Origin of the sequence: Sulfitobacter sp. DSM 110093 (assembly GCF_022788715.1) — a bacterium.
In the GTDB taxonomy this organism is placed as follows: domain Bacteria; phylum Pseudomonadota; class Alphaproteobacteria; order Rhodobacterales; family Rhodobacteraceae; genus Sulfitobacter.
Map to the genome: position 1 here is coordinate 1772584 of NZ_CP085167.1, position 21822 is coordinate 1794405.

At 59.5% G+C, this 21822-nt stretch carries 22 protein-coding genes; 11 read left to right on the plus strand and 11 right to left on the minus strand.

Going from position 1 to position 21822, the window contains the following annotated elements; all coding sequences use genetic code 11:
- On the plus strand, window positions 1-1041 hold the full coding sequence (locus tag DSM110093_RS08680; protein WP_243264680.1) for a succinylglutamate desuccinylase/aspartoacylase family protein: 1041 nt from the start codon (window positions 1-3) through the stop codon (window positions 1039-1041).
- Between the two features lie 12 nt (window positions 1042-1053).
- On the opposite strand, the gene DSM110093_RS08685 is transcribed toward DSM110093_RS08680, so the two are convergent.
- Complete coding sequence (locus DSM110093_RS08685) at window positions 1054-2580, minus strand: divergent polysaccharide deacetylase family protein (protein ID WP_243264681.1); 1527 nt, start codon at window positions 2578-2580, stop codon at window positions 1054-1056.
- A 165-nt stretch (window positions 2581-2745) separates the two neighbouring features.
- Between DSM110093_RS08685 and DSM110093_RS08690 the strand changes: the two genes are divergently transcribed.
- The 7 genes from DSM110093_RS08690 (at window position 2746) to lexA (ending at window position 8227) form a co-directional block, all read left to right on the plus strand.
- Window positions 2746-3327: an aminodeoxychorismate/anthranilate synthase component II gene (locus DSM110093_RS08690; protein ID WP_243264682.1), complete on the plus strand. Its 582-nt coding sequence runs from the start codon at window positions 2746-2748 to the stop codon at window positions 3325-3327.
- Window positions 3324-4340, plus strand: coding sequence for an anthranilate phosphoribosyltransferase (gene trpD, locus DSM110093_RS08695; RefSeq protein ID WP_243264683.1), 1017 nt, complete (start codon window positions 3324-3326; stop codon window positions 4338-4340). Before DSM110093_RS08690 ends, trpD begins: the two co-directional genes overlap by 4 nt.
- Complete coding sequence (locus DSM110093_RS08700; protein WP_243264684.1) at window positions 4337-4996, plus strand: uracil-DNA glycosylase; 660 nt, start codon at window positions 4337-4339, stop codon at window positions 4994-4996. The genes trpD and DSM110093_RS08700 overlap by 4 nt, the downstream gene beginning before the upstream one ends.
- 7 nt (window positions 4997-5003) lie before the next feature.
- Window positions 5004-5816 (plus strand): indole-3-glycerol phosphate synthase TrpC, encoded by an 813-nt coding sequence (trpC, locus tag DSM110093_RS08705; RefSeq protein ID WP_243264685.1) that lies wholly within the window; start codon window positions 5004-5006, stop codon window positions 5814-5816.
- Entirely contained in the window at window positions 5816-6289 is a 474-nt protein-coding gene (moaC, locus tag DSM110093_RS08710) for a cyclic pyranopterin monophosphate synthase MoaC (RefSeq protein ID WP_243264686.1), read from the plus strand. The genes trpC and moaC overlap by 1 nt, the downstream gene beginning before the upstream one ends.
- The gene (gene glp, locus DSM110093_RS08715; protein ID WP_243264687.1) at window positions 6286-7458 is read left to right on the plus strand and encodes a gephyrin-like molybdotransferase Glp; all 1173 of its coding nucleotides are present in this window, start codon (window positions 6286-6288) and stop codon (window positions 7456-7458) included. The genes moaC and glp overlap by 4 nt, the downstream gene beginning before the upstream one ends.
- A 73-nt stretch (window positions 7459-7531) precedes the next feature.
- Window positions 7532-8227 carry a transcriptional repressor LexA gene (lexA, locus tag DSM110093_RS08720; RefSeq protein ID WP_243264688.1) on the plus strand — a complete coding sequence of 232 codons (696 nt, stop codon included), beginning with the start codon at window positions 7532-7534 and terminating at the stop codon, window positions 8225-8227.
- On the opposite strand, the gene DSM110093_RS08725 is transcribed toward lexA, so the two are convergent.
- The gene (locus DSM110093_RS08725) at window positions 8221-10260 is read right to left on the minus strand and encodes a ComEC/Rec2 family competence protein (RefSeq protein WP_243264689.1); all 2040 of its coding nucleotides are present in this window, start codon (window positions 10258-10260) and stop codon (window positions 8221-8223) included. The genes lexA and DSM110093_RS08725 overlap by 7 nt on opposite strands.
- Window positions 10261-10374: 114 nt before the next feature.
- Here DSM110093_RS08725 and gltX point away from each other — a divergent pair, with 114 nt between their 5' ends.
- The 3 genes from gltX (at window position 10375) to DSM110093_RS08740 (ending at window position 13967) form a co-directional block, all read left to right on the plus strand.
- Window positions 10375-11775: a glutamate--tRNA ligase gene (gene gltX / locus DSM110093_RS08730; RefSeq protein WP_243264690.1), complete on the plus strand. Its 1401-nt coding sequence runs from the start codon at window positions 10375-10377 to the stop codon at window positions 11773-11775.
- Between the two features lie 116 nt (window positions 11776-11891).
- Window positions 11892-13187: a citrate synthase gene (locus DSM110093_RS08735; protein ID WP_093926047.1), complete on the plus strand. Its 1296-nt coding sequence runs from the start codon at window positions 11892-11894 to the stop codon at window positions 13185-13187.
- Between the two features lie 480 nt (window positions 13188-13667).
- The gene (locus tag DSM110093_RS08740; protein ID WP_243264691.1) at window positions 13668-13967 is read left to right on the plus strand and encodes a hypothetical protein; all 300 of its coding nucleotides are present in this window, start codon (window positions 13668-13670) and stop codon (window positions 13965-13967) included.
- 3 nt (window positions 13968-13970) lie between these two features.
- On the opposite strand, the gene DSM110093_RS08745 is transcribed toward DSM110093_RS08740, so the two are convergent.
- From DSM110093_RS08745 to DSM110093_RS08785, 9 genes are all read right to left on the minus strand, one after another.
- Window positions 13971-14744 (minus strand): enoyl-CoA hydratase-related protein, encoded by a 774-nt coding sequence (locus DSM110093_RS08745; protein WP_243264692.1) that lies wholly within the window; start codon window positions 14742-14744, stop codon window positions 13971-13973.
- A 67-nt stretch (window positions 14745-14811) separates the two neighbouring features.
- Window positions 14812-15264: a cytochrome c-type biogenesis protein gene (locus DSM110093_RS08750; protein WP_243264693.1), complete on the minus strand. Its 453-nt coding sequence runs from the start codon at window positions 15262-15264 to the stop codon at window positions 14812-14814.
- On the minus strand, window positions 15261-17225 hold the full coding sequence (locus tag DSM110093_RS08755; RefSeq protein ID WP_243264694.1) for a heme lyase CcmF/NrfE family subunit: 1965 nt from the start codon (window positions 17223-17225) through the stop codon (window positions 15261-15263). Before DSM110093_RS08755 ends, DSM110093_RS08750 begins: the two co-directional genes overlap by 4 nt.
- 74 nt (window positions 17226-17299) lie before the next feature.
- Window positions 17300-17875 carry a holin family protein gene (locus tag DSM110093_RS08760; protein WP_243264695.1) on the minus strand — a complete coding sequence of 192 codons (576 nt, stop codon included), beginning with the start codon at window positions 17873-17875 and terminating at the stop codon, window positions 17300-17302.
- Complete coding sequence (locus tag DSM110093_RS08765; protein ID WP_243264696.1) at window positions 17866-18477, minus strand: holin-associated N-acetylmuramidase; 612 nt, start codon at window positions 18475-18477, stop codon at window positions 17866-17868. The genes DSM110093_RS08760 and DSM110093_RS08765 overlap by 10 nt, the downstream gene beginning before the upstream one ends.
- 82 nt (window positions 18478-18559) lie before the next feature.
- The gene (ccmE, locus tag DSM110093_RS08770) at window positions 18560-19003 is read right to left on the minus strand and encodes a cytochrome c maturation protein CcmE (RefSeq protein WP_243264697.1); all 444 of its coding nucleotides are present in this window, start codon (window positions 19001-19003) and stop codon (window positions 18560-18562) included.
- Window positions 19004-19010: 7 nt separating this feature from the next.
- Window positions 19011-20039 carry an N-acetyl-gamma-glutamyl-phosphate reductase gene (argC, locus tag DSM110093_RS08775; RefSeq protein ID WP_243264698.1) on the minus strand — a complete coding sequence of 343 codons (1029 nt, stop codon included), beginning with the start codon at window positions 20037-20039 and terminating at the stop codon, window positions 19011-19013.
- A gap of 38 nt (window positions 20040-20077) precedes the next feature.
- Window positions 20078-20887: an aspartate/glutamate racemase family protein gene (locus DSM110093_RS08780; RefSeq protein WP_243264699.1), complete on the minus strand. Its 810-nt coding sequence runs from the start codon at window positions 20885-20887 to the stop codon at window positions 20078-20080.
- A 9-nt stretch (window positions 20888-20896) separates the two neighbouring features.
- The gene (locus DSM110093_RS08785; RefSeq protein ID WP_243264700.1) at window positions 20897-21784 is read right to left on the minus strand and encodes a lysophospholipid acyltransferase family protein; all 888 of its coding nucleotides are present in this window, start codon (window positions 21782-21784) and stop codon (window positions 20897-20899) included.
- Between the last annotated feature and the right edge of the window lie 38 nt (window positions 21785-21822).

The window sequence follows — 21822 nt, forward strand, 5'->3', positions numbered from 1 at the left end:
ATGGCCCCCCGCGCCCCCTTTCAGATTGCGGGGCATTCCGTCGCCCCCGGCAGCAGCCTTGCGGTCGACCTGCCCGTCTCGATCCTGCCGGATCACACGCCGGTACATTTGTCGCTGGAAATATTTCATGGCAAGCGTCCGGGGCCAACGATGTTCGTCTCTGCCGCCGTGCATGGGGATGAGGTCATCGGCGTTGAAATCAGCCGTCGGCTTCTGCGTGCGCCGCAGCTCAGCGCGTTACGCGGCACATTGATCGTGGTGCCGGTGGTGAACTCCTTCGGCTTTCTTAACCGCTCACGCTACTTGCCAGACCGCCGTGATCTGAACCGTTGTTTCCCCGGCTCGCCCTCGGGCAGCCTTGGCGCGCGATTGGCACATATTTTCCTGCAAGAGGTGGTGCTGCGCTGCGATTTTGGCGTCGATCTGCATTCGGCGGCGATCCACCGCACGAACCTGCCGCAGGTCCGCGTCTCTCCCGCCGACAAGGTGACCCAGAAGATGGCGCTGGATTTCGGCGCCCCAGTGGTGCTGACCTCGCCGCTGCGCGATGGCTCTTTGCGCGCGGTCGCGGCAAAACAGGGCACGCCGATCCTGCTTTATGAGGCGGGCGAAGGGCTACGCTTTGACGAGATGGCCGTGCGCGCGGGGCTTGCGGGCATCCTGCGGGTCATGCGCGGCCAAGACATGCTGCCCGCCAAGGGCATCGCCCGTGCCCGCAGCGCGCCATATATCTGCACCGCGTCTCACTGGCTGCGCGCGCCCGCTGGTGGACTTTTGCGCACCTTCCGTGGCGAGGGGGAAACAGTGGCCGAGGGCGATCTGCTTGCTATCGTATCAGACCCATTCGGCAAGGAAGAGGCCGAACTGCTGGCCGATGCGCCGGGGATTCTTATTGGCCGCGCGATCCTGCCTATCGTGAACGAAGGCGATGCGGTCTTTCACCTTGCCAAGCTCAGCCCCCGCGCGGCCGAGGCGACTGTGGATGATCTGGCCAGTCAGTTGGAAGAAGACCCGCTCTTTGACGAAGACGAGATCATTTAAACCTGCGCGAGATCACTCCTCGCGCAGCAGCACTGTAGAGATCGGAACCAAGGCCACGTCACTTGCCCGGTCCTGCAATCCCCAGAGAAGCAGCGCCGAGACGGTATCGGGCCGCAGGCGGCCCAGCATAATCACCGCCCCCTCTTGCCCAGCTTTGAATGCCGCTTGATCAAGGAATCGCCGGATCACCCGCGCGGTTTGATCACTGCTGTCAAAATCACGAAACACGGGGTCCGCAGGCACGCCCGCCTTCCGCGCGAGCTTGGGCATGGTGTTAAGCCCTTTATCTTGCGTAACCAGACCGTGACCTGATTGCGCAAGGATATCCGTCACCTGATCTGCCAAGGCGCGGCTGCCTTGAAAGCCGCTTTCGGTCCCTTCCAGCACACCCACTACGGGACCGATCCGATCAAGCGTGGCGGCAAAGGCGGTTTCCGCATCACTCGGCTGCGCGCCCTCAGGCAGATCAACCAGCGCCAGCACCTCAAATCCAGCTTCGCGATAGGTTTCCACCCGCTCGGCGGCATCAGGCAAGCTACTATCCACGGCAAAGCTTAACGGATAGGGAAAACTGCGCAGCGCGGCCAATCCGGCGTTTCCTGCGGTGACCGAGGTGCCATCGTCGATCAGTACGACGCTCATCAGCGGTTTGCCCTCGGGCTGCTCATTGGCAAGGCTGTTGGCAACAATTGGACGCGGGTCTTCCTCGACAGTTTCTGCGGCTTCAGAAACCTCTTCACTTGCTTCGGCTCCGGGGCGGTTAATCACGACGCCAGTCTCCCGATCGGTCAAAGTGCCGACGGGGGTGCCGATCACGGGTCGGCTTTCTGTAGGAGCCTCATCCGGTAATGGTGTCACTTCGGCTGTCTCAGGCTCCTCCGTAGGGGCAATGCTCTCTGGCTCTGTCGCAGGCTCAACCTCTGCGACCTCGGATTCCTCCGGGGTTTGCTCTGGCTCCGCTTGGGCAGTCTCCTCTGGCGGCAACTCTTCAGCCGGCAGTGTAATCGCCTCTGCCTCGTCAGTGTCCGGCGCCTCCATCCCTTCAGGCGCATCAAAAGCCCCTTCGATATCGGTCACTTCGGGTGCGGGCGGCTGCGCGGGTTCGGTGCTGATCGAAAGCTCGTCCACAGGCTGCGGCACGCCGGGCGCCATCGCCTGCGGGTTAGGCAGGACCGGCTCTTCCGCGCCGGGAGATGTCGGCGTTTGCCCTTCAGGCGCTGCGGGCGTGCTTAACCCTTCGGCGCTGCCCGTTTCGGGCAGGCTGGCCGAAGTCTGTGTGTCAGGGTCAAGCGCGGCAAGACTGTCCTGCTCTGGCAGATCAGCACGCGGCGCGGGCGCGTTAAGCACCGGCGCGGTATCCCTGCTGCCCCTCTGTTCGCCTGCATCTGTCACATTGACCCGCGCCGGTGCAGTGCCAGCGCCGGGCGCATCGCCCACCTCTGGCGGCAGCGGCAAAGGCGCCATCAGCGACACCGCACCGGCGACACCGATGCTGGCCACACCGCCCCAAATCAGCCCGCTTAGAATTCCGCGTGCCATCTGCGCTACTCCTGCTGTCTGCGCCACGGCCAGAAAGCCCGGCGATCCCTCAATTGGCTTGCCCCAAACTCTTGACGATGGGGTTCAAGCCTGAACATGTATGCGAAAACCTATACCGCGCTCCGGCGCGGTTTCTCCAGTCCAAATACAAAGAAATGCCTGCCTGTGCTGCTGCTCATCGATAACTACGACAGCTTTACCTATAATTTGGTTCATTACCTGGGCAGCCTCGGCGCGGATGTGCAGGTGCACCGCAATGATGCGCTTAGCGTGGATGAAGCGATGTCTATGAACCCCGCCGGTATCTTGCTGTCTCCCGGCCCCTGTGACCCCGATCAAGCGGGAATTTGCCTAGATCTCACCCATGCCGCCGCCAAGGCGCGCGTGCCGCTTTTGGGCGTGTGTCTTGGTCATCAGACGCTTGGCCAAGCCTTTGGCGGCAAAGTCGTGCGCGCTGATGATATCGTGCATGGCAAACTTGGCCAGATGCAACATGAGGGGCGCGGCGTCTTTGCCGGGCTGCCCTCGCCCTTTGGTGCCACGCGCTATCACTCGCTTGTGGTCGAACGCGCAAGCCTGCCGGACTGTCTTGAAGTCACTGCGTCGCTTGATGACGGCACGATAATGGGCCTGCAACACCGTGAATTGCCCCTGCACGGCGTGCAGTTCCACCCGGAATCGATCCGTTCCGAGCATGGCCATGCCCTGCTGCAAAACTTCCTGAATGAGATGAAGGTCACAGCATGAGCGCTGCGCTAAAACCCCTATTGGACGCCGCGGCCAATGGGCCTCTGACCTCGGACCAAGCTGTTGAAGCCTTTGAAATTCTATTTGAAGGCGAAGCGACGCCCAGCCAAATCGGCGGCTTTTTAATGGCGCTCCGGACGCGGGGCGAAACAGTGACCGAATACGCCGCCGCCGCAAAGGTCATGCGCAGCAAATGCAATGCCGTGCATGCGCCCGAAGGGGCGATCGACATCGTTGGCACCGGCGGTGATGGCAAGGGCACGCTGAACATCTCTACTGCCGCCGCTTTTGTCGCAGCGGGCGCCGGGGCAATCGTGGCAAAACACGGCAACCGCAATCTGAGTTCGAAATCCGGCGCGTCAGACGCGCTAACTCAGTTGGGCATCAACGTCATGGTCGGCCCCGCGGTGGTCGAGCGTGAACTGGCCGAAGCAGGCATAGGCTTCATGATGGCCCCCATGCATCACCCCGCGGTCGCCCATGTCATGCCGACCCGGTCAGAGCTTGGCACTCGCACGATCTTTAACATCCTTGGCCCGCTTACCAATCCCGCAGGGGTGAAGCGCCAGTTGACCGGTGCCTATACACGTGACCTGATCGAACCGATGGCGCTGACGCTAAAACAGCTCGGCTCCGAGAAAGCTTGGCTCGTGCATGGCTCTGACGGAACTGATGAGTTGACCATCACTGGTGTTAGCTGGGTCGCCGCACTGGAAAATGGCGCGGTTAACCAGCGTGAACTACACCCCGAAGACGCGGGCCTGCCCGTCCATCCTTTCGAGGCAATCGCTGGGGGTGAACCTGCCGAAAATACTAAACATTTCAATGCCCTGCTTGATGGAGTTCCATCGGGTTACCGCGACGCCGTTTTGCTGAATGCAGCGGCGGCGCTAGTGGTTGCCGATGTGGCACCCGATCTTAAATCCGGCGTTGAGATTGCACGGGAGAGCATCGACAGCGGCGCTGCGCGGAGTCGCATCGAACAAGTGGCCCGTATCAGCCAGTCAAAATGACTGATCTAGACCGCGACGCCCTAGGCGACTGGGCCAAACTACCTTTTTTCTCAGAGGCTTGGCCCGGCATCGCAGAAAAGATCGCTGCTGATCCGCGTGAGATTTTGCCTCCCCGTCCACAAATTTTCGCTGCGTTAGAGCATCTTCAGCCGGATGCTGTTAAAGTAGTCATCCTAGGCCAAGATCCCTATCCCACACCGGGACATGCCCATGGTTACGCCTTCTCTGCCGAACCAGACGTACGCCCCATACCGAGATCATTAGGCAATATTTTCAAAGAATTACAGGATGATGTTGGTGCGTCACCTCAGAGCCCCGATTTACGTTTCTGGGCTGACCAAGGTGTCTTGTTGCTGAACGATGTTCTAACCGTGCCTGCAGGCGATGCGAATGGCCACGCGAAACTCGGCTGGCAAACGCTGACGGCTCAGGTGCTTACGCGGCTCTCTGATCGGCCCCGCGCCTATTTGCTTTGGGGGGCGCAGGCTCAAAAAACTGCAGCACAGGTTGATCCCGTTCAGAACCTTAAAGTTGAGACACCACACCCCTCACCGCTATCTGCGCGACGGGGCTTCTTCGGCTCGCGCCCCTTCAGCCGGGTGAATGATTGGTTGCAGCGCCAAGGCAAGCCCGCCATACATTGGACAAACCCGTGAGGATGCCATGACCGCCACAATACTGGAAAAGATCAAAGCCTATAAGCTGGACGAAATCGCCGCTGCAAAGGCCGAAAAATCGCAAGCTGACGTTGAGGCTGCCGCCCGGGCCGCGCCCCCCGTCCGCCCATTCGCACAGCGCCTGCACGAAGCTTCTCGCGAAGGGTATGGCCTTATCGCAGAGATCAAAAAGGCGAGCCCTTCCAAAGGGTTGATCCGCGAAGATTTTGAGCCAGCCGCCCTCGCGCGCGCTTATGCCGCGGGTGGGGCAACCTGCCTTTCAGTGCTGACCGACACACCAAGCTTTCAGGGTGCCAAAGAGTTTTTGGTCGACGCTCGCGCCGCCTGCGACCTGCCAGTGCTGCGCAAAGATTTCCTTTATGACCCCTATCAGGTCGCCGAAGCCCGGAGCCTTGGCGCAGACTGTATTCTTATCATCATGGCATCAGTATCTGACGCGCAGGCAGCAGAGCTGGAACAGACTGCCCAAGATTGGGGAATGGACGCGCTGATTGAAGTGCACGACGCCGCCGAGCTTAAGCGAGCCGAGAAACTGACAAGCCGGATGATCGGAATTAATAACCGCAATCTCAATACCTTCGAGACATCTCTTGATGTAACGCGTGAACTGTCAGAGGCCGTCCCGCCCGACCGGATGCTGGTTTGCGAATCCGGCCTTTATACCCCAGCTGATCTTGCCGATATGGCGATATACGGCGCGCGGTGTTTCTTGATCGGCGAAAGCCTCATGCGGCAGGCGGATATCGAACAGGCCACCCGCGATCTGTTGGCCAGCCCGCTTATCCCCGGAGGCATGTAATGGCGCTGACACATTTCGATGTTGAGGGCGACGCACATATGGTCGATGTGTCGGATAAGGCCGTCACATCACGTGTCGCCAAAGCTGAGAGCTACATCAAGATGTCCGCCGAAACCTTTGATATCATTACTGAAGGAAGGGCAAAAAAAGGCGATGTTCTGGCCGTTGCGCGACTTGCCGGGATCATGGCGGCCAAACGGACCGCTGACCTAATCCCCCTATGCCATCCGCTGCCGATCACCAAGGTCAGCGTAGAGCTTACTCCCGACGCCAGCCTTCCCGGCGTTCGCATAGTTGCCACCGTCAAGACCACCGGCCAAACCGGTGTGGAGATGGAGGCGCTGACAGCGGCTTCTGTCACCGCACTCACTGTCTATGACATGGCGAAAGCCGTAGATAAGGCAATGGAAATTGGTGGCACACGCGTTGTTTTGAAAGAAGGCGGTAAATCAGGCCGTTACGAGGCGACATGATCAGTATCGAAGAGGCGCTAGAAGCCGTTCTGGACCTCGTTGAGCCGCTAGATACCGAAAACGTTGCCCTACGCGCCGCCAATGGGCGTGTTCTGGCGCACCCCGTGACCGCACAACGCAGCCAGCCCCCTTTCGCCGCATCTTCGATGGACGGTTACGCCCTAAGACGCGCCGAGGTTGAACCCGATGCGATGTTCAAAGTCGTTGGCGAGGCCGCGGCGGGGCATGGATACGCGGGCACGCTGCGCGCGGGTCAGGCCGTACGCATCTTCACCGGGGCACCTGTCCCAAAAGGTGCTGATTTTGTCGTTATCCAAGAAGATGTAACTCGGCGTGGCAACCTTATCACTCTCGGCCACCGGGTTGATACCAAAGATAACATCCGTCCCGCCGGCGGCGATTTCACCATGGGCGAGCAACTGACCGCCCCGCGTATCCTGCGGCCCGCAGATATTGCTCTGCTCGCCGCCATGAACGTCGCGAATGTGCCGGTAATCCGCAAACCGATCATCGCGATCCTCGCCACTGGGGACGAGTTGGTGCAACCGGGCGAAGCTCCCGGCCCTGATCAAATCATCGCCTCCAACAGCTACGGCCTTGCCGCCATGTTTGAGGATGCGGGGGCCGAAGTGCGCATGCTCCCTATTGCACGGGATACCGTGGCCTCGTTAAAGCAAGCACTTGCATTAGCTCGGGATGCGGATCTGATTGTGACCATTGGCGGCGCGTCTGTCGGTGACCACGACCTAATCGGCCCGGTCGCCGCCGAACTTGGGATGGAGCAAGCCTTTTACAAAGTCGCTATGCGTCCCGGCAAACCTTTGATGGCGGGACGTATCAACGGCACGGCAATGATTGGCCTCCCTGGAAACCCTGTATCTGCAATGGTTTGCGGCGTAGTCTTCGTGTTACCAATGCTGCGTCGTATGTTAGGATTAAATGAGGTCAACGCACCCATCCGGAGCGCACCCCTTGGGCGCGCAATGGATACGAATGGGCCGCGCGCTCACTACATGCGTGCAACCCTTCGGGACGGTGCGCTTTACCCAGATGAACGACAAGATTCTTCGCTTCTTTCCGTACTTGCGCAGGCGGATGCGTTGATGATCCGCCCGCCTCGCGATCCGGCGCAAGATATTGGCGAACTGCAGCAGTACATCTTGATTTAGCGCGAACCTAAGGTTGACACAAAACAAGAACATCCCTAGAACAAACCAATGTAGAATGTTCAGGGGCCGTGTGATGCTGACCAAAAAACAACTTGATTTGCTGTCTTTTATTCATCAGCGCGTGCAACGTGACGGAGTACCGCCAAGCTTTGATGAAATGAAACTGGCTCTCGATCTGCGGTCAAAATCAGGCATCCACCGATTGATCACGGCGTTAGAAGAACGCGGTTTTATTCGCCGACTTGCCCACCGTGCGCGCGCAATCGAAGTTGTTAAGCTGCCCGAGAGCCTTGGCGGTGCCCCGGGTTTTGCCCCCCGCGTTATTGATGGGGACCGCCCTGACAGCCCACCGCCCGCCGCTGCACAACCGGTCACGGCGCATCATGCCTTTGACGTACCGGTTATGGGCCGGATTGCTGCTGGTGTTCCGATTGAGGCGATCTCGCAAGTCTCTCACAGTGTCACTGTGCCGGGCGGTATGATCGCCGGTCAGGCGGAGCATTACGCTCTTGAAGTACGCGGCGACTCGATGATCGAAGCCGGGATTAACGATGGTGACGTCGTGGTGATCCGTGAAACCTCTGTCGCCGACAACGGTGATATCGTGGTCGCGTTGGTTGAGGATCAGGAGGCAACGCTAAAACGCTTCCGGAGACAAGGCTCATCGGTCGCTTTGGAAGCCGCTAATGCCGCTTATGAGACCCGTGTACTGCCCTCTGACAAAGTGAAGGTTCAAGGTCGACTTGTTGGGTTGATCCGAACCTACTGACGCCCTGCCCGTCGCTTTGGCTTGGTGTTCCACATACGCGCTCCGGCGTATTCTCTTGCCGTGGTGATCTGCCAGCCCTCGGGCGTTTTTCTGAGCGCGAGAGCGCCTGTTACCCGCAATCGGATGGGATCAAAGACCAGGCAACCCCATTGCTGGGCTGCATCCACTTCAGCCGAGGCGATCACGATGTCACCGGGGTGACAGCCGCTGAATGCTGCAACGGCCCGCTTTCCCGAAAGGTGAATGATGCCCGCATCAATATCTGTCCACCGTTCAGCAGCGACAGTTTGGTCTACGCCTTCGCCATCGTTTTCCAGCCAATTTCGCGCAATGAACCCTGCGCCTTTTTCTTTGCTTAGCGCTCTACCCTTTGAGGTCATAACCCCTACAAGCGTGCCGGTATCGGCGACCAGTATGTCAGGTCGCACCACTCCGTGCCAAAGAATGAGGGAAAGCACCATCGCGGGGCATCCCAGCCACCGCAAGCGCCCTTGCCACAGCAGCAACCATAGAAATCCGAGCGCCAACAACGGCAGCACCCAGCCCCCCGGCCCCGGAACGAAACTACGCGCGCCAGCTAGGCCTGATACCGCTTCTGAAACGGCAAGGATCCAGCGCAAGCCAAGGCCCATTGCCCAAAGTGGGAGCCCCTCCACGCCAAAAGGAGCCAACATAGCGGCCAATACGGCTGCTGGGATCACCAAGACGCCCATGAGCGGAACCGACAGTAGATTGGCGATCAGCCCGTAATGCGAAACCGTGTTGAAATGGGCAGCGGAAATTGGTGCCGTTGCGAACCCGGCGACTGCCGAAGAAATCACCACCGCCACGATCGGGCGCAAGCGCTGCGGGATCACCGTCCCCTCAAAATCACGCATCCAACCGAAGACTGCGACAAGCGCCGTTGTGGCCGCGAATGACATCTGAAACCCCGGCCCCGTGAGGGCTTCGGAGCGCAAAGCCAAGACGATGATCCCCGCCACTGCTACCGCACGAAGCGAAATGGCACGACGGCCAATCATCAGTGCGCATAAGGCAACCGCGCACATGACATAGGCGCGCTCGGTCGCGACATTGCCGCCGGACAGCGCAAGGTAACCGGTGGCGGCAATCAGCGCCGCGCCAGCAGCAATGCTGCGGCTGGGCCAGCGGGTCGCCGTGATCGGATGTAGGGCCAGCATCAGACGCATCGCGCCAAAGACAACCGCGCTGAGCAGGCCCATATGCAACCCAGAGATTGCCAATAAATGTGCGAGATTACTGCTGCGCAGGTCTTGCAGTGCTTCCTGAGAGATGGCGCTGCGATCGCCAGTGGTGATGGCAGCCGCGAAACCGCCGACGTCGCCGGGCAGATGCTGTCGCACACGGGCTGAAGCGTTCATGCGAAGGCGAAACAACACGAGAGCAGGTTCCCCCATGATCGGCGGGGCAATGCCCAAAAGTGGCACCCGCGTGTAGCCGACCGCGCCCAATCCGGCAAACCACGCATGACGCTGGAAGTCGAAGCCACCCGGTTCTACCGGGCCGGCGGGGGGCGATAGGTGTGCCGTCGTCATCACCCGCATGCCGGGGGTAGGTTGGATGGAGCCGGGGGTTTGGGAATGTAATGACACCCGTACCCTCGTCGGGGTCAGTGCGGGCGGCACACGGTCCAGCCGAACCTGATCAAGGGTAACGCGGGGCGCATCAGATTGGCTTCGGTCCAAGGCAACGACCCGCCCTTCAACCGCCCCGTAATAGCGCCAGCCGAGCACCGGGGCCGTCATGGAATGTGCGCGAAAGGCAGCAAGAAGCAGGCCGAGAAGGATCAAAGCCACAGCAATTGCAAAGGGCGAGACACTTTCGGGCAACGCCCGTGCGATCCCCCCCAGCCCTGCAACGGCAAGCGCCACTGCCCAAAGGAGCGGCAAAGAAGGCTCCATCGGCAAGGAAAAGAACCACCCAATTCCGATCGCAAGACAGACCGGAACCCAGCCAAATAGATGCCCCCGCTGATGGCGCATGATGGCGCTAAAGTGGTTCAAAAGGCCCATGCTTGCCCCCGCGGATCGCACTGGGTAGATAGACATCAAATCCTAGGACCGGGGTGGTTACCAAATGGTAAACACCACCCAAGCGCCATATCTCTGACCGAAAGGCCTACCGTCATGAACGCCCCCGTTGTAACCCGTTTCGCCCCTTCTCCCACCGGGTTCCTGCACATCGGCGGGGCCCGTACCGCCTTGTTTAACTGGCTCTACGCGCGCGGGCGGGGCGGCAAATTCCTGCTTCGGATCGAAGACACCGACCGTGCGCGCTCCACCCCCGAAGCGACCGAAGCGATTCTTAAAGGCATGGCATGGCTGGGTTTGGACCACGACGGCGAGATCGTCAGCCAGTTTGAAAATGCACCGCGCCACGCCGAAGTGGCGAACGAGCTGCTTGCGGCAGGCAAAGCATTCAAGTGCTTTGCTTCACAAGACGAAATTAACGCCTTCCGCGAAGCAGCCAAGGCAGAGGGGCGCAGCACGCTTTACCGGTCGCCATGGCGCGACGCCGATCCGGCCAGCCACCCTGACGCGCCCTATGTGATCCGAATCAAGGCACCGCTGGGAGGTACTACCGTGATCCGCGATCAGGTTCAGGGGGATGTCACCATCCGCAACGACCAGCTCGACGATATGATCCTGCTGCGCTCGGACGGTACACCGGTTTATATGCTCGCCGTGGTGGTGGACGATCACGATATGGGCGTGACCCACGTGGTGCGCGGTGATGATCACCTCAACAACGCCGCGCGGCAGATGATGATCTATGAGGCTATGGGCTGGGACGTGCCGGTTTGGGCGCATATCCCGCTGATCCACGGCGCGGATGGCAAGAAACTGTCGAAACGTCACGGCGCATTGGGCGCGCAGGAATATCAGGTAATGGGCTTTCCGGCCGCTGGCATGCGCAATTATCTCGCGCGGCTGGGGTGGAGCCATGGGGATGACGAATTCTTTACCGACGCACAGGCGCAGGAGTGGTTTGACCTTGACGGTATCCGCAAAAGCCCCGCGCAGTTTGACCTGAAAAAGCTGGAAAACCTTTGCGGGCAGCATATCGCGCAAGCCGATGATGCCGCGCTGCGGCGCGAAATCGAAGCCTATCTGGAGGCCGCTGGTCTGCCTGCCCTTACGGCACCCCAAGCCGAGGGTTTGGAGCAGGCGATGTACTGCCTCAAAGATCGCGCGAAGACATTTCCGGAACTACTTGAAAAAGCAACATTTGTTTTGACCGAGCGCCCAATCACCCCTGATGAGAAAGCGGCAAAAAATCTCGATACGGTATCCCGTGGCATACTGTCGGAATTGACGCCGCAATTGCAAAATGCTAGCTGGAACAAGGAAACGCTGGAGGAGGTACTGAACGGTTTTGCTGCCGCGCATGACACCAAATTCGGCAAGCTGGCGGGGCCCCTTCGGGCGGCTTTGGCTGGCAGGGCAGTCACCCCATCGGTTTTTGACATGATGTTGGTGCTGGGGCGCGATGAAACCCTTGCCCGACTGACAGACGCCGCGGCCTAAGTTTTGGTTTAACACTTCTTTGGGCGGCTGGTTATAACTGAACGGGACAGCCCCATTTGGGGCTAGACCCAGACGGCGGAGCACATCTCCGCAGCCTACATTCGGGAAGGGATTTAATGACCAATAACAATAAAACTGCAACGCTGACGATCGGCGATCAAAGCTACGATCTACCGATTCACAGCCCCACCGACGGCCCCGATGTTGTCGATATTCGCAAGCTCTATGCGCAGGCGGGTGTCTTTACCTATGACCCGGGGTTCACCTCGACGGCGGCCTGCGACAGCACGATTACTTTCATCGACGGTGACAAAGGCGTGCTGTTGCATCGTGGCTATCCGATCGAACAACTGGCGAGCAAATCGCACTACCTCGAAGTATGCTACCTGCTCCTATACGGTGAACTGCCCGGCCCCAAAGCCTTGGAAGAGTTCGAATGCTTGGTGACCAACCACACCATGCTGCACGAACAGATGATGAATTTCTTCCGTGGTTTCCGCCGCGATGCGCATCCAATGGCCATCATGGTCGGTGTGGTCGGCGCGATGTCGGCTTTCTATCACGACAGCACCGACATCAACGATGAGCACCAGCGCGAAGTCGCGACGATCCGATTGATCGCCAAGATGCCGACGATTGCGGCAATGGCCTATAAATACACTATCGGTCAGCCGTTCGTATATCCGCGCAATGATCTGGACTATGCGTCGAACTTCCTGCGCATGTGCTTTGCCGTTCCGGCAGAAGATCATGAGGTAAACCCGATCCTGAGCCGCGCCATGGACCGGATCTTTACCCTCCACGCGGATCACGAGCAGAACGCCTCGACCTCGACCGTGCGTTTGGCGTCTTCTTCGGGCGCCAACCCCTTCGCTTGTATCGCTGCTGGCATCGCCTGCCTCTGGGGGCCGGCGCATGGTGGTGCAAACCAAGCCTGCCTCGAGATGCTGAAAGAAATCGGCACGCCTGATCGCATTCCTGAGTTCATCGCCCGCGCCAAAGACAAGAACGATCCGTTCCGTCTGATGGGCTTTGGTCACCGCGTTTACAAAAACCATGACCCGCGCGCGACCGTGATGAAGGAAAGCGCCGACGAAGTTCTGGAACTGATGGGGGTCGAGAACAACCCGATCCTTCAGGTCGCCAAAGAACTGGAAAAAGCCGCGTTGGAAGACCCGTATTTCGCGGAGAAGAAGCTTTTCCCGAACGTCGACTTCTACTCGGGCATCATTCTTGAAGCTATGGGCTTCCCCACATCGATGTTCACGCCCATCTTCGCCCTTGCGCGGACTGTTGGTTGGATCTCGCAGTGGAAAGAACAGATCAGCGATCCGCAGCTTAAAATTGGCCGCCCGCGCCAGCTGTATCTCGGCGAAGATAAACGCGATTACGTCGACATCGAAAACCGCTGAACTGCACATTTCAAGACTTAGCAGACGCCCCGGACCTCCGGGGCGTTTCGCATTTAGAGCTGCTTTTCAATATATCGCAGGACCCGGCGTTGTTGACCTTGGGGCAACAATCACAGCCCAGTCTTCTACGCTGATAGGGCTTTTCCGAATCGGCCCGTTCCGGGTGTTTTTGTGGTCAGTGGGCAATGTGTCTGAAAATCAGTTAATGTTTCCAAGCGCTTTGCCAGTTTCGAAACACCGGGGCGATAAATACGGCCAAATTGCGGCACTGTTTCTCGCCGCGTGACAATAGCCCCCAAGTGCTTGACGAGATTTCCACATCAAAGTTAGCTTGAAACCAAGACGTCTTTTCGGGGTGGGAAAGGCGTGATGGCGTCGGTGCCTCGGACAGTCTAGGCACCCGCATCTCGGCGTGATCCCACTCGGAATTATTGAAAGTTTATGGCTGCTTTACAGCACGCCGTGACGAAGGAACGCGCGATGACCGCATCAGATCGGACCAAAGGCCTTCGCTGGGACTGCGCCACCGGGCTTACGCCGACAAAGGCCGGTGATGTACCCGGCCCGCAAGGCGCGCTGGTGCCCGACACGCTGCATGACTGTGATCAGATCGCGGTGGTCTATGACAAAGGTCAGACCCCGCCACAGATCACCATAGCGCGGGTCTCGAACTCGGTTCATACGGTGCTTGCGGATGGGGTCGCCGTGGCGGTGGTGGCGCGGGCCAGTGGCCCGGCGCCCTCGGCTGATGATGTCCTTTTGGTCGAACGTTCGCGCTAGCCGTTACCGACCCTCAAACTTTGGGCTGCGTTTCTGGGTAAAGGCCGCGACACCTTCAGCGAAATCATGCGATTTACCACAACGACCCTGGGCTTCGGCCTCTAACGACAGCTGATCTTCCAAGCCATTGTCCCAAGAAGCGCGGATCGCTTTTTTCGCCTCGGCATAGGCTGCTGTTGGCCCGGCGGCCAATTGAGCTGCCTTGCCACGCCAATGGGCATCAAATTCCGCATCCGGCACCGCCTGCCAAATCATACCCCAATCATCGGCCTGCTGCGCGGTGATCTTATCGGCAAAAAGCGCTGCCCCCATGGCTTTGGCCATGCCCATCTGCCGTGGCAGCGCATAGGTGCCGCCCGCGTCAGGAATCAGGCCAATACGGGTAAATGCCTGCATGAAATAAGCGCTCTCACTGGCGAATACGACGTCTGCCGCCAGCGCGATATTCGCGCCTGCCCCTGCGGCTGGGCCATTCACAGCGGCGATCGTCGGCACGGGGCAATCAATGATGGCCCGCAGCAGAGGCGCATATTCTTCGCGCAGAGTTTTCTCTAGGTCAGCCACGCCGCCTGCCCGATCTGCCAGATCCTGCCCAGAACAAAAGGCCCGCCCGGCTCCTGTAAGGACCACCACGCGCCTTTCACGCCCACCCTTGGTCACCGCATGGGTCAACTCAGCCCGCATCTGCGTTGTCAGCGCGTTCATCTTGTCAGCACGGTTCAGCGTGATCAGCGCAACACCATCGGTCAGCGCATAGGTGATCGTTTCATAGTCCATCTTGATATCCTCAATTGCTTGACCGCAGCATATCAAAGGAAGGTCCTACTGCCAGTGCAACCGGGCGTCAGCCGTCGAGAATGTCGCGCAGGCGGGCTTCTTCTTCAGGTGAAAGTGGCGCTTCGGTCGCGGTTTTGCCGCGCGCACGACCGCGCAGATAGACGGCTCCCAGTCCCCCGGCCAGCAAGAGCATCAGCGGCCCTGCCCCCCAAAGCAGCCAATTCGCTCCGGTGGCGCGGGGGCTCAAAAGTACATATTCGCCATAGCGGGAAACGATGAAATTAACGGCCTCTTCGTTGCTGTCACCCACAACCAGCCGTTCCCGCAGAAGAATGCGCAGGTCGCGGGCAAGGCTTGCGTTGCTTTCATCAATGCTCTCGTTTCGACAGACTAGGCATCTCAGCCCTTGGCTCAACTCCCGCGCGCGGGCTTCTAGGGCGGGATCGTCCAACACCTCGTCGGGCTGTACCGCCCAAAGCGGGCTTGCCAACAGGGTCAGGATCAACAGCAAACGCTTCATTCCGCAGGCACTCCCACAGGTTGCTTGCGTGCGCCAGCCGCAACACGGAAACGTCGATCGCTTAGGCTCAAAGCCCCGCCAAGGGCCATCAGCGCACAGCCGATCCAAATCCAATTGGTCATCGGTTTGATATAGGTCCGCACGGCCCAACCGCCGCCGTCCTGCGCGTCGCCGATCACCACATAGACATCGCGCGCGAGGTTATAGTCGATCGCTGCCTCGGTCGTGGGCATCTGGGCGACGGGGTAAAAACGTTTCTCTGGCCGAAGTGTCGCAATTGTCTTGCCGTCCTGCGCGAGCGAGAGTGTGGCGATAGTGGTCAAATAGTTCGGTCCGCGTTCCTCACTCACATCTTGCAGGGTCAGCGTATAGCTGCCCACTTCGAAAGGGTCGTCGATTTGGGCCACACGGATGTCATCCACAGCCCAAGCCATCAGCCCCGCGATCCCCGCCATGGTAATGCCCAGCCCCCCATGTGCGGTGGCCTTGCCCCAATCAGCACGCGGCAATCGGCGCAGGCGTGCAAGTTTGCCCGGCCCCCGGCCAAGGCGCTGCATCACGTCAACCACCGTGCCCATGATCAGCCAAGCGCCGAGGAACATGCCCACAGGCCCCAACAGCCCGCGCCCAGATTGCATTGCAAAGGCCAGCCCCCCAAGCGCCACCGCCAGCACAAAGACATAGCGCAGCGGATAGATGGCACGCATAATCTTGGCCCGTTTCCACGGCATAGCAGAGCCAATAGGAAGGATCAGCCCAAGCGCTACCATGAAAGGGGTAAACGCGGCGTTAAAGAACGGCGGCCCGACACTGAGTTTGCGATCAAGGAACATCTCGGCCACCAGCGGCCACATTGTGCCAACAAAGACCACGAAACAGGCGACCGCCAGCAACAGATTGTTTACCACCAAAGCGGTTTCGCGGCTGAGCAGGCCAAAGACGCCCTTGGCCTCAAGCGCTGACGCACGAAATGAGTACAGCAGCAGCGCACCGCCGGTGAAAAACCCGAGAATGGCAAGGATAAACACCCCACGCTCGGGGTCATTGGCAAAGGCGTGAACAGAGGTCAGCAGCCCGGAACGCACGATAAACGTGCCAATCAGCGAAAACCCAAAGGCCAAGATCGCCAGAAGGATAGTCCAGCTCTTCAGGCTCTCGCGCTTTTCCACAACGATAGCAGAATGCAACAAAGCTGCTGCCAAGAGCCACGGCATGAAGGAGGCGTTCTCGACCGGATCCCAGAACCAGAAACCGCCCCAGCCAAGCTCATAATAGGCCCACCAAGACCCAAGCGCGATGCCGATGGTCAGGAACACCCAAGCCGCCAAAGTCCACGGGCGCACCCAACGGCCCCAAGCCGCGTCAACGCGCCCCTCAATCAACGCCGCCACGGCAAAGCTGAACGCCATGCTGAGGCCGACATAGCCGAGATACAAAAATGGAGGGTGAAAGGCCAAGCCCGGATCTTGCAGCAGCGGGTTCAAATCCTGCCCGTCGAAGGGCGGCGTTCCCATGCGCAAGAATGGATTAGACGTAAAGAGGATAAACGCGAGAAAGGCTACGCCAATCGCCGCCTGCACCGACAGCACCCGCGCCCGCAGGCTGGGCGGCAGGTTGCCGCCAAACCATGCAGCCATCGCGCCAAACAGCGCCACGATCAGCACCCACAGCAACATCGACCCTTCGTGGTTGCCCCATGTGCCGCTGATTTTGTAGAGCATCGGCTTGGCGGAATGGCTGTTAGCCACCACCAGTTGCAGGCTGAAATCCGAGGTGACGAAGGCCCACATCAACGCGCCAAAGGACAGCGCAATCAGGATAAATTGCGCCGCCGCCGCCGGTTCGGCCACCGCCATCCAACCCGCACGGCCCCGCCAAGCGCCCCACATCGGCACCACCATCTGTACCAGCGCCACGCCAAAGGCGAGCACCAGCGCGAAATGTCCAAGCTCTGTAATCATGGGCCGGACTATATGCGGCGTGCGCCCCCTAAGCCATGGCAAATCAAACGTGAAATCTGGTCAATCGGTCGCAGTCAGGCGTGGCTCCGGCGCCATGCATCAAGCGCAGGATTATCCGTAGGTTCGGCCGCCGCAAGGGCAAGCCGCGTGTCGCCACCCGTATCGGCCACACGCGGGGTGTCGGCACGCAGTTCACGCAGGGCATCAATATTCTCGACCACCTGCGGCACCCGCGCGATGCTGCCGACTATAGCGCGCTGAAACTCTTGCGATTTCACCTGCTGCCGCGCACCAAAGTAGAACGACACGATCACACCCAAAAGCCACCACAACGGCTCGGGCACTAATGCGATGCCCTGCATTCGTTCGGCAAACCACAGCGGGTTGACCATGGCGGTGACGAACAACCCCAAGGTCCCAAGCGCCAACATCGGGCGCGGCAGGCGGTTCATCCCATCCATGAAACGGTCAAATCCACCCTGCCGAGGATGCGCAAACTCCGCCCCATATTGGGCCATCGCTTGGCCCTGCACCACATGGGCACGCTGCGCCCCGGCCTCGGCATTCTCACGAAAGACCTCAACCGTGTCGCGGATCACATTTCGCTCCCCACCAAAGACAGTTGTAAAAATGCGTTCGATTAACCCCATTGTGCCACCCTTTGTGCGAATGCCGCGTCGGTCATGTGGTAGTGCGGCGTGATGAACTCTTCGGCCCGGCGGATCCATCCGCCTTTGCCGCCTGCGCGGCTACGCGCGTATTTGCGGCTGGCAGGGCGGCGGTCGGCCAGACGAAAGTAGTAGTTGCGCCGCGCAATGCCGTAGGCGTCGACCATATGATCGGGGGCGGCGGTTAACCCGGCATGGGAGGCGCGAATGGTTTGTGGCCCGATGGCACCGTCAACCACGATGTCCTGCCCCATTTCGCGCAACAGTTGCTGTAGGATCTTCACCGCATTGCTGCCTGCATTAACATACATGTCAAAAACGCTCGGCTGTAGCGGGACGGGCAGTTCCGCAATGCGTGGTGCGTTGAAGTAGTGCCTGACGAAAATGTCGACGGCCTGCGCCCGGCTTAGGCGGCGCACGTCCAAGGTATCGACCCGCCCGTCGCCCGTCAGATCCAGCCCCAATCGGCGCATTGTATGGATCGTCACGCCAAAATTCGTGGCCCCACCCGGATCATCGGGATCATTCACAAATCCGCCCTCACGCGCCACGATGGCACTGGCGATTTCTTGGACTGACTGCATGGCAGGCGCTCCTGTTCAACTTTAAAACAGGCTCGGCCGGATGGGTTAACGCAGGCTCAGGGGGCCGCGCGTTGCGTGAAGATCAACCCTCAGGATCGCGGTAAACGCCTTGTTCTTTTAGCGCGTCCGTCACTTCTTTGGGCATGTAGGTTTCGTCATGTTTCGCAAGGATTTCAGAGGCTTCAAAGACACCATCCACATAACGCCCGGTGCCGACCATGCCTTGGTTCTCTTCAAACAGGTCAGGCAGAACACCCGTGAACACCACCGGCACGGTCCCACCGCCATCCGTTACGGCAAAGCGAATCGCCTCACCCTGTCCCCGTTTAAGGGAGCCTTCCTCAACCAGCCCGCCGATGCGAAAGACCTCTGCCGGGCCGGGCGGTTCGGCGATCACTTGGCTAGGCGCGCGGAAGTAGTTGATGCCGTCGCGCAGCGCATAGCCGATCAACGCGGTCGACAGCACCAAGGCCACCGCAGCGACGGCGATGATCTGGATGCGTCGCTGTTTTTTCAGGCTTTTCATCGCGAACTCACGGGAAAAGTGGGGCCATCATCAGCCCCTCAGTCTCTGGCAGGCCCAGCATCAGGTTTGCATTCTGCAACGCTTGCCCACTGGAACCCTTGGTCAGATTATCAAGGGCGGCGACAACTGTGGCACGCCCCGTCTGGCGGTCGGCCACGACACCGACGTGACAGAAGTTCGAGCCGCGCACATGCCGCGTGCTGGGCGCTTCGCCAAAGGGCAGTACCTCGATGAAAGGCTCGTCGGCATAGGCTTTTTGCATCGTCTCATGAATGACCTGCGCATCACCTTTGACATAACACGTCGCCAAGATACCGCGGTTCGCAGGCACCAGATGCGGGGTGAACTGCACCTGAACGGGGCGCCCGGCCACGGCTGAAAACTCTTGGTCGAACTCACCCAAATGGCGGTGCGTACTGCCAAGCGCGTAGCCGTGATAGCCTTCGCTTAACTCAGCATGTAGCAGATTTTCCTTGAGCGAGCGCCCTGCCCCGGACACAGCGCATTTCAGGTCCAAAATGATGTCATCCAGATCAATCACCCCTGCGGCGATCAGCGGACGCAGCGCGAATTGGCCCGTGGCGGCGTTGCAGCCGGTGCCGGCCACAAGCCGCGCCGCTGCAATTTCTTCGCGGTAGAATTCGGTCAGCCCATAGACCGCCTCTTTCTGCTGATCGATGGCGGCATGTTCATTGCCGTACCATTTGGCATATATCTCAGGATCGCGCAGACGGAAATCGGCAGAAAGATCGACGATCTTCAAATCTTTCGGGAGGGCCGCGATCACCTCTTGGCTGGTCTTATGCGGCAACGCGCAGAAACATAGATCAATCTGCGAAAAGTCGATTTCGTCGATGGTAACGAGTGTTGGCAGCTCAAGATGGCGCAGATGCGGAAAGACATCCTTCATGCTTTGACCCGCCTTAGAGTTGGCCCCCAAAGCTTTGATCTGCATGGATGAATGGCCGGCAATCAACCGGATAAGTTCTGCCCCGGTATAGCCGGAGGCGCCGAGAATGGCGATGTTCTGGGTCATAGAGTGTCCCCTTGTTCGGAACGAAATGTAATTGGAGTTTAGGCGGCAGTGAATGTGATTTGTCGTCGCAAGAACTGCGTCGCACGGTCGCTTACGCGGGCGGGATCGCCCGTGGTGAGAAACGCCGCCTCGCCACTGCCCATCATCGCCGGATGCCGTTCAAGATAGTCCGCTAGCGAATCCGCGACCAATTCGGCTTGGCTAAACACCTTTACCTTGGCCCCCAAAGCCGCCTGAAATGCCTCTTGCATCAGCGGATAGTGGGTACAGCCCAAAATTGCCGCGTCTGGATCGGGCATCTTGCGTTTCAGCGCATCGACATGGCTGCGCACCAACGCCTCGGCCAAAATCATGTCGCCCTCTTCAATGGCATCGACCACCCCGCCGCAGGCTTGCGCCTCGACGTCCACACCGATGGCGCGGAATGACAATTCGCGTTGAAACGCACGGCTGGCCACAGTCGCGGGGGTGGCAAACAACGCCACATGGTTCACGGCCACTTCACGCGGCGGGGAATTGTCCCCCCATTGGCGTTCAGTCATCGCCTCAATCAAGGGCACGAATACACCCAGCACCCGTTTATCACGGGGAATCCAACCCTCCTGCATGCGCCGCAGCGCGGCGGCAGAGGCAGTGTTGCAAGCAAGGATCACCAGATCGCAGCCCGCATCAAATAGCCGCTGCACGGCAGCGCAGGTCAAATCATAGATGTCATCGGCGTTGCGCACACCGTAAGGCGCATGGGCGCTGTCAGCGAGATAGACAAAATCCACCTCCGGCAGCCGTTCTTGCACCTTATTCCAGACGGTCAGCCCGCCCAGCCCCGAATCGAAAATACCAACTGCCATGGTCTGTCGTCACCTGTCGGCTCTATGCCGTTCCTCAAACTCATAGCCAAGACCCTGATACTGGCCCGGCTTTGGTGACAACTCATAAGTGGCTTTGCGCAGGAAATCCATCATCGCTTTTGCGTCCCCCGCAAGCGGGTCAAGGGCCGCGCGCGTGATTGGCGCACCAATGGCCACCCGCACAGGCGTATCGACACGGGCGCGGAACTCTTTGATCAGCAGCCCCATTCGCAGATTGGCATGCAGATGGCTGGCGATTTGGAACAGTCGGCTGGTGTGTCCGTCAAAGTAGATCGGCACGACCGTGGCGTTGGATTTGGCGATCATCCGCGCCGTGAAACTGCGCCAGCCCGGATCCATCGGTTGCGAGAAGGGCCGTGCCGCAGTGCTGACTGTGCCACCGGGGAAAATGCCAATGGCGCCGCCTTGTTCAAGATACTTCAAAGCCGTGCGGCGGGTGGCAAGATTGACCGCCAAAGCGTCGCGGTCTTCGCCAAAGCTGATCGGTAGCAAATACTTCGACAAATCCGGCGCGCGGCTGAAGACGGAATTTGCCATAATGCGGAAACCTGGACGGGTCTGGCTGAGGATATGCCCCAACATCAACCCATCAAGGATGCCATAGGGGTGGTTGGCGATCAGAATAACTGGGCCGCTGGACGGGATATTATCAAGCGATCCGCGTATCACATCCAGTGACAGACCGCAGCGTCGCGCCATCGCGTCAAAGAACCCATGCCCGGCTGCCAAATCGTCTTGATAGCCCTCGGCGCGTTTCAGCAGGGAAACCCGGCCAGTGGTGTTTTCCATTAACCGGATCAGGGCCCTCCCGCCCACTGTGCGGGCGGAATGGGCATAGCTGATATCACGGGCGGACGTTACGATCTCTTGCCTCACGGCGACCTCCGGCTCGGGCGTTGTGCCCGACCCTAGAG

Coding starts and splice junctions, on each gene's coding strand:
- trpC (WP_243264685.1), top strand. CDS start 5,004: ATGACCGCCACAATACTGGAAAAGATCAAAGCCTATAAGCTGGACGAA.
- trpD (WP_243264683.1), top strand. CDS start 3,324: ATGAGCGCTGCGCTAAAACCCCTATTGGACGCCGCGGCCAATGGGCCT.
- DSM110093_RS08745 (WP_243264692.1), bottom strand. CDS start 14,744: ATGGACTATGAAACGATCACCTATGCGCTGACCGATGGTGTTGCGCTG.
- DSM110093_RS08760 (WP_243264695.1), bottom strand. CDS start 17,875: ATGGGGTTAATCGAACGCATTTTTACAACTGTCTTTGGTGGGGAGCGA.
- DSM110093_RS08700 (WP_243264684.1), top strand. CDS start 4,337: ATGACTGATCTAGACCGCGACGCCCTAGGCGACTGGGCCAAACTACCT.
- DSM110093_RS08765 (WP_243264696.1), bottom strand. CDS start 18,477: ATGCAGTCAGTCCAAGAAATCGCCAGTGCCATCGTGGCGCGTGAGGGC.
- DSM110093_RS08755 (WP_243264694.1), bottom strand. CDS start 17,225: ATGATTACAGAGCTTGGACATTTCGCGCTGGTGCTCGCCTTTGGCGTG.
- DSM110093_RS08735 (WP_093926047.1), top strand. CDS start 11,892: ATGACCAATAACAATAAAACTGCAACGCTGACGATCGGCGATCAAAGC.
- DSM110093_RS08725 (WP_243264689.1), bottom strand. CDS start 10,260: ATGGGCCTTTTGAACCACTTTAGCGCCATCATGCGCCATCAGCGGGGG.
- ccmE (WP_243264697.1), bottom strand. CDS start 19,003: ATGAAAAGCCTGAAAAAACAGCGACGCATCCAGATCATCGCCGTCGCT.
- DSM110093_RS08750 (WP_243264693.1), bottom strand. CDS start 15,264: ATGAAGCGTTTGCTGTTGATCCTGACCCTGTTGGCAAGCCCGCTTTGG.
- glp (WP_243264687.1), top strand. CDS start 6,286: ATGATCAGTATCGAAGAGGCGCTAGAAGCCGTTCTGGACCTCGTTGAG.
- gltX (WP_243264690.1), top strand. CDS start 10,375: ATGAACGCCCCCGTTGTAACCCGTTTCGCCCCTTCTCCCACCGGGTTC.
- DSM110093_RS08780 (WP_243264699.1), bottom strand. CDS start 20,887: ATGGCAGTTGGTATTTTCGATTCGGGGCTGGGCGGGCTGACCGTCTGG.
- moaC (WP_243264686.1), top strand. CDS start 5,816: ATGGCGCTGACACATTTCGATGTTGAGGGCGACGCACATATGGTCGAT.
- DSM110093_RS08685 (WP_243264681.1), bottom strand. CDS start 2,580: ATGGCACGCGGAATTCTAAGCGGGCTGATTTGGGGCGGTGTGGCCAGC.
- DSM110093_RS08740 (WP_243264691.1), top strand. CDS start 13,668: ATGACCGCATCAGATCGGACCAAAGGCCTTCGCTGGGACTGCGCCACC.
- argC (WP_243264698.1), bottom strand. CDS start 20,039: ATGACCCAGAACATCGCCATTCTCGGCGCCTCCGGCTATACCGGGGCA.
- DSM110093_RS08680 (WP_243264680.1), top strand. CDS start 1: ATGGCCCCCCGCGCCCCCTTTCAGATTGCGGGGCATTCCGTCGCCCCC.
- lexA (WP_243264688.1), top strand. CDS start 7,532: ATGCTGACCAAAAAACAACTTGATTTGCTGTCTTTTATTCATCAGCGC.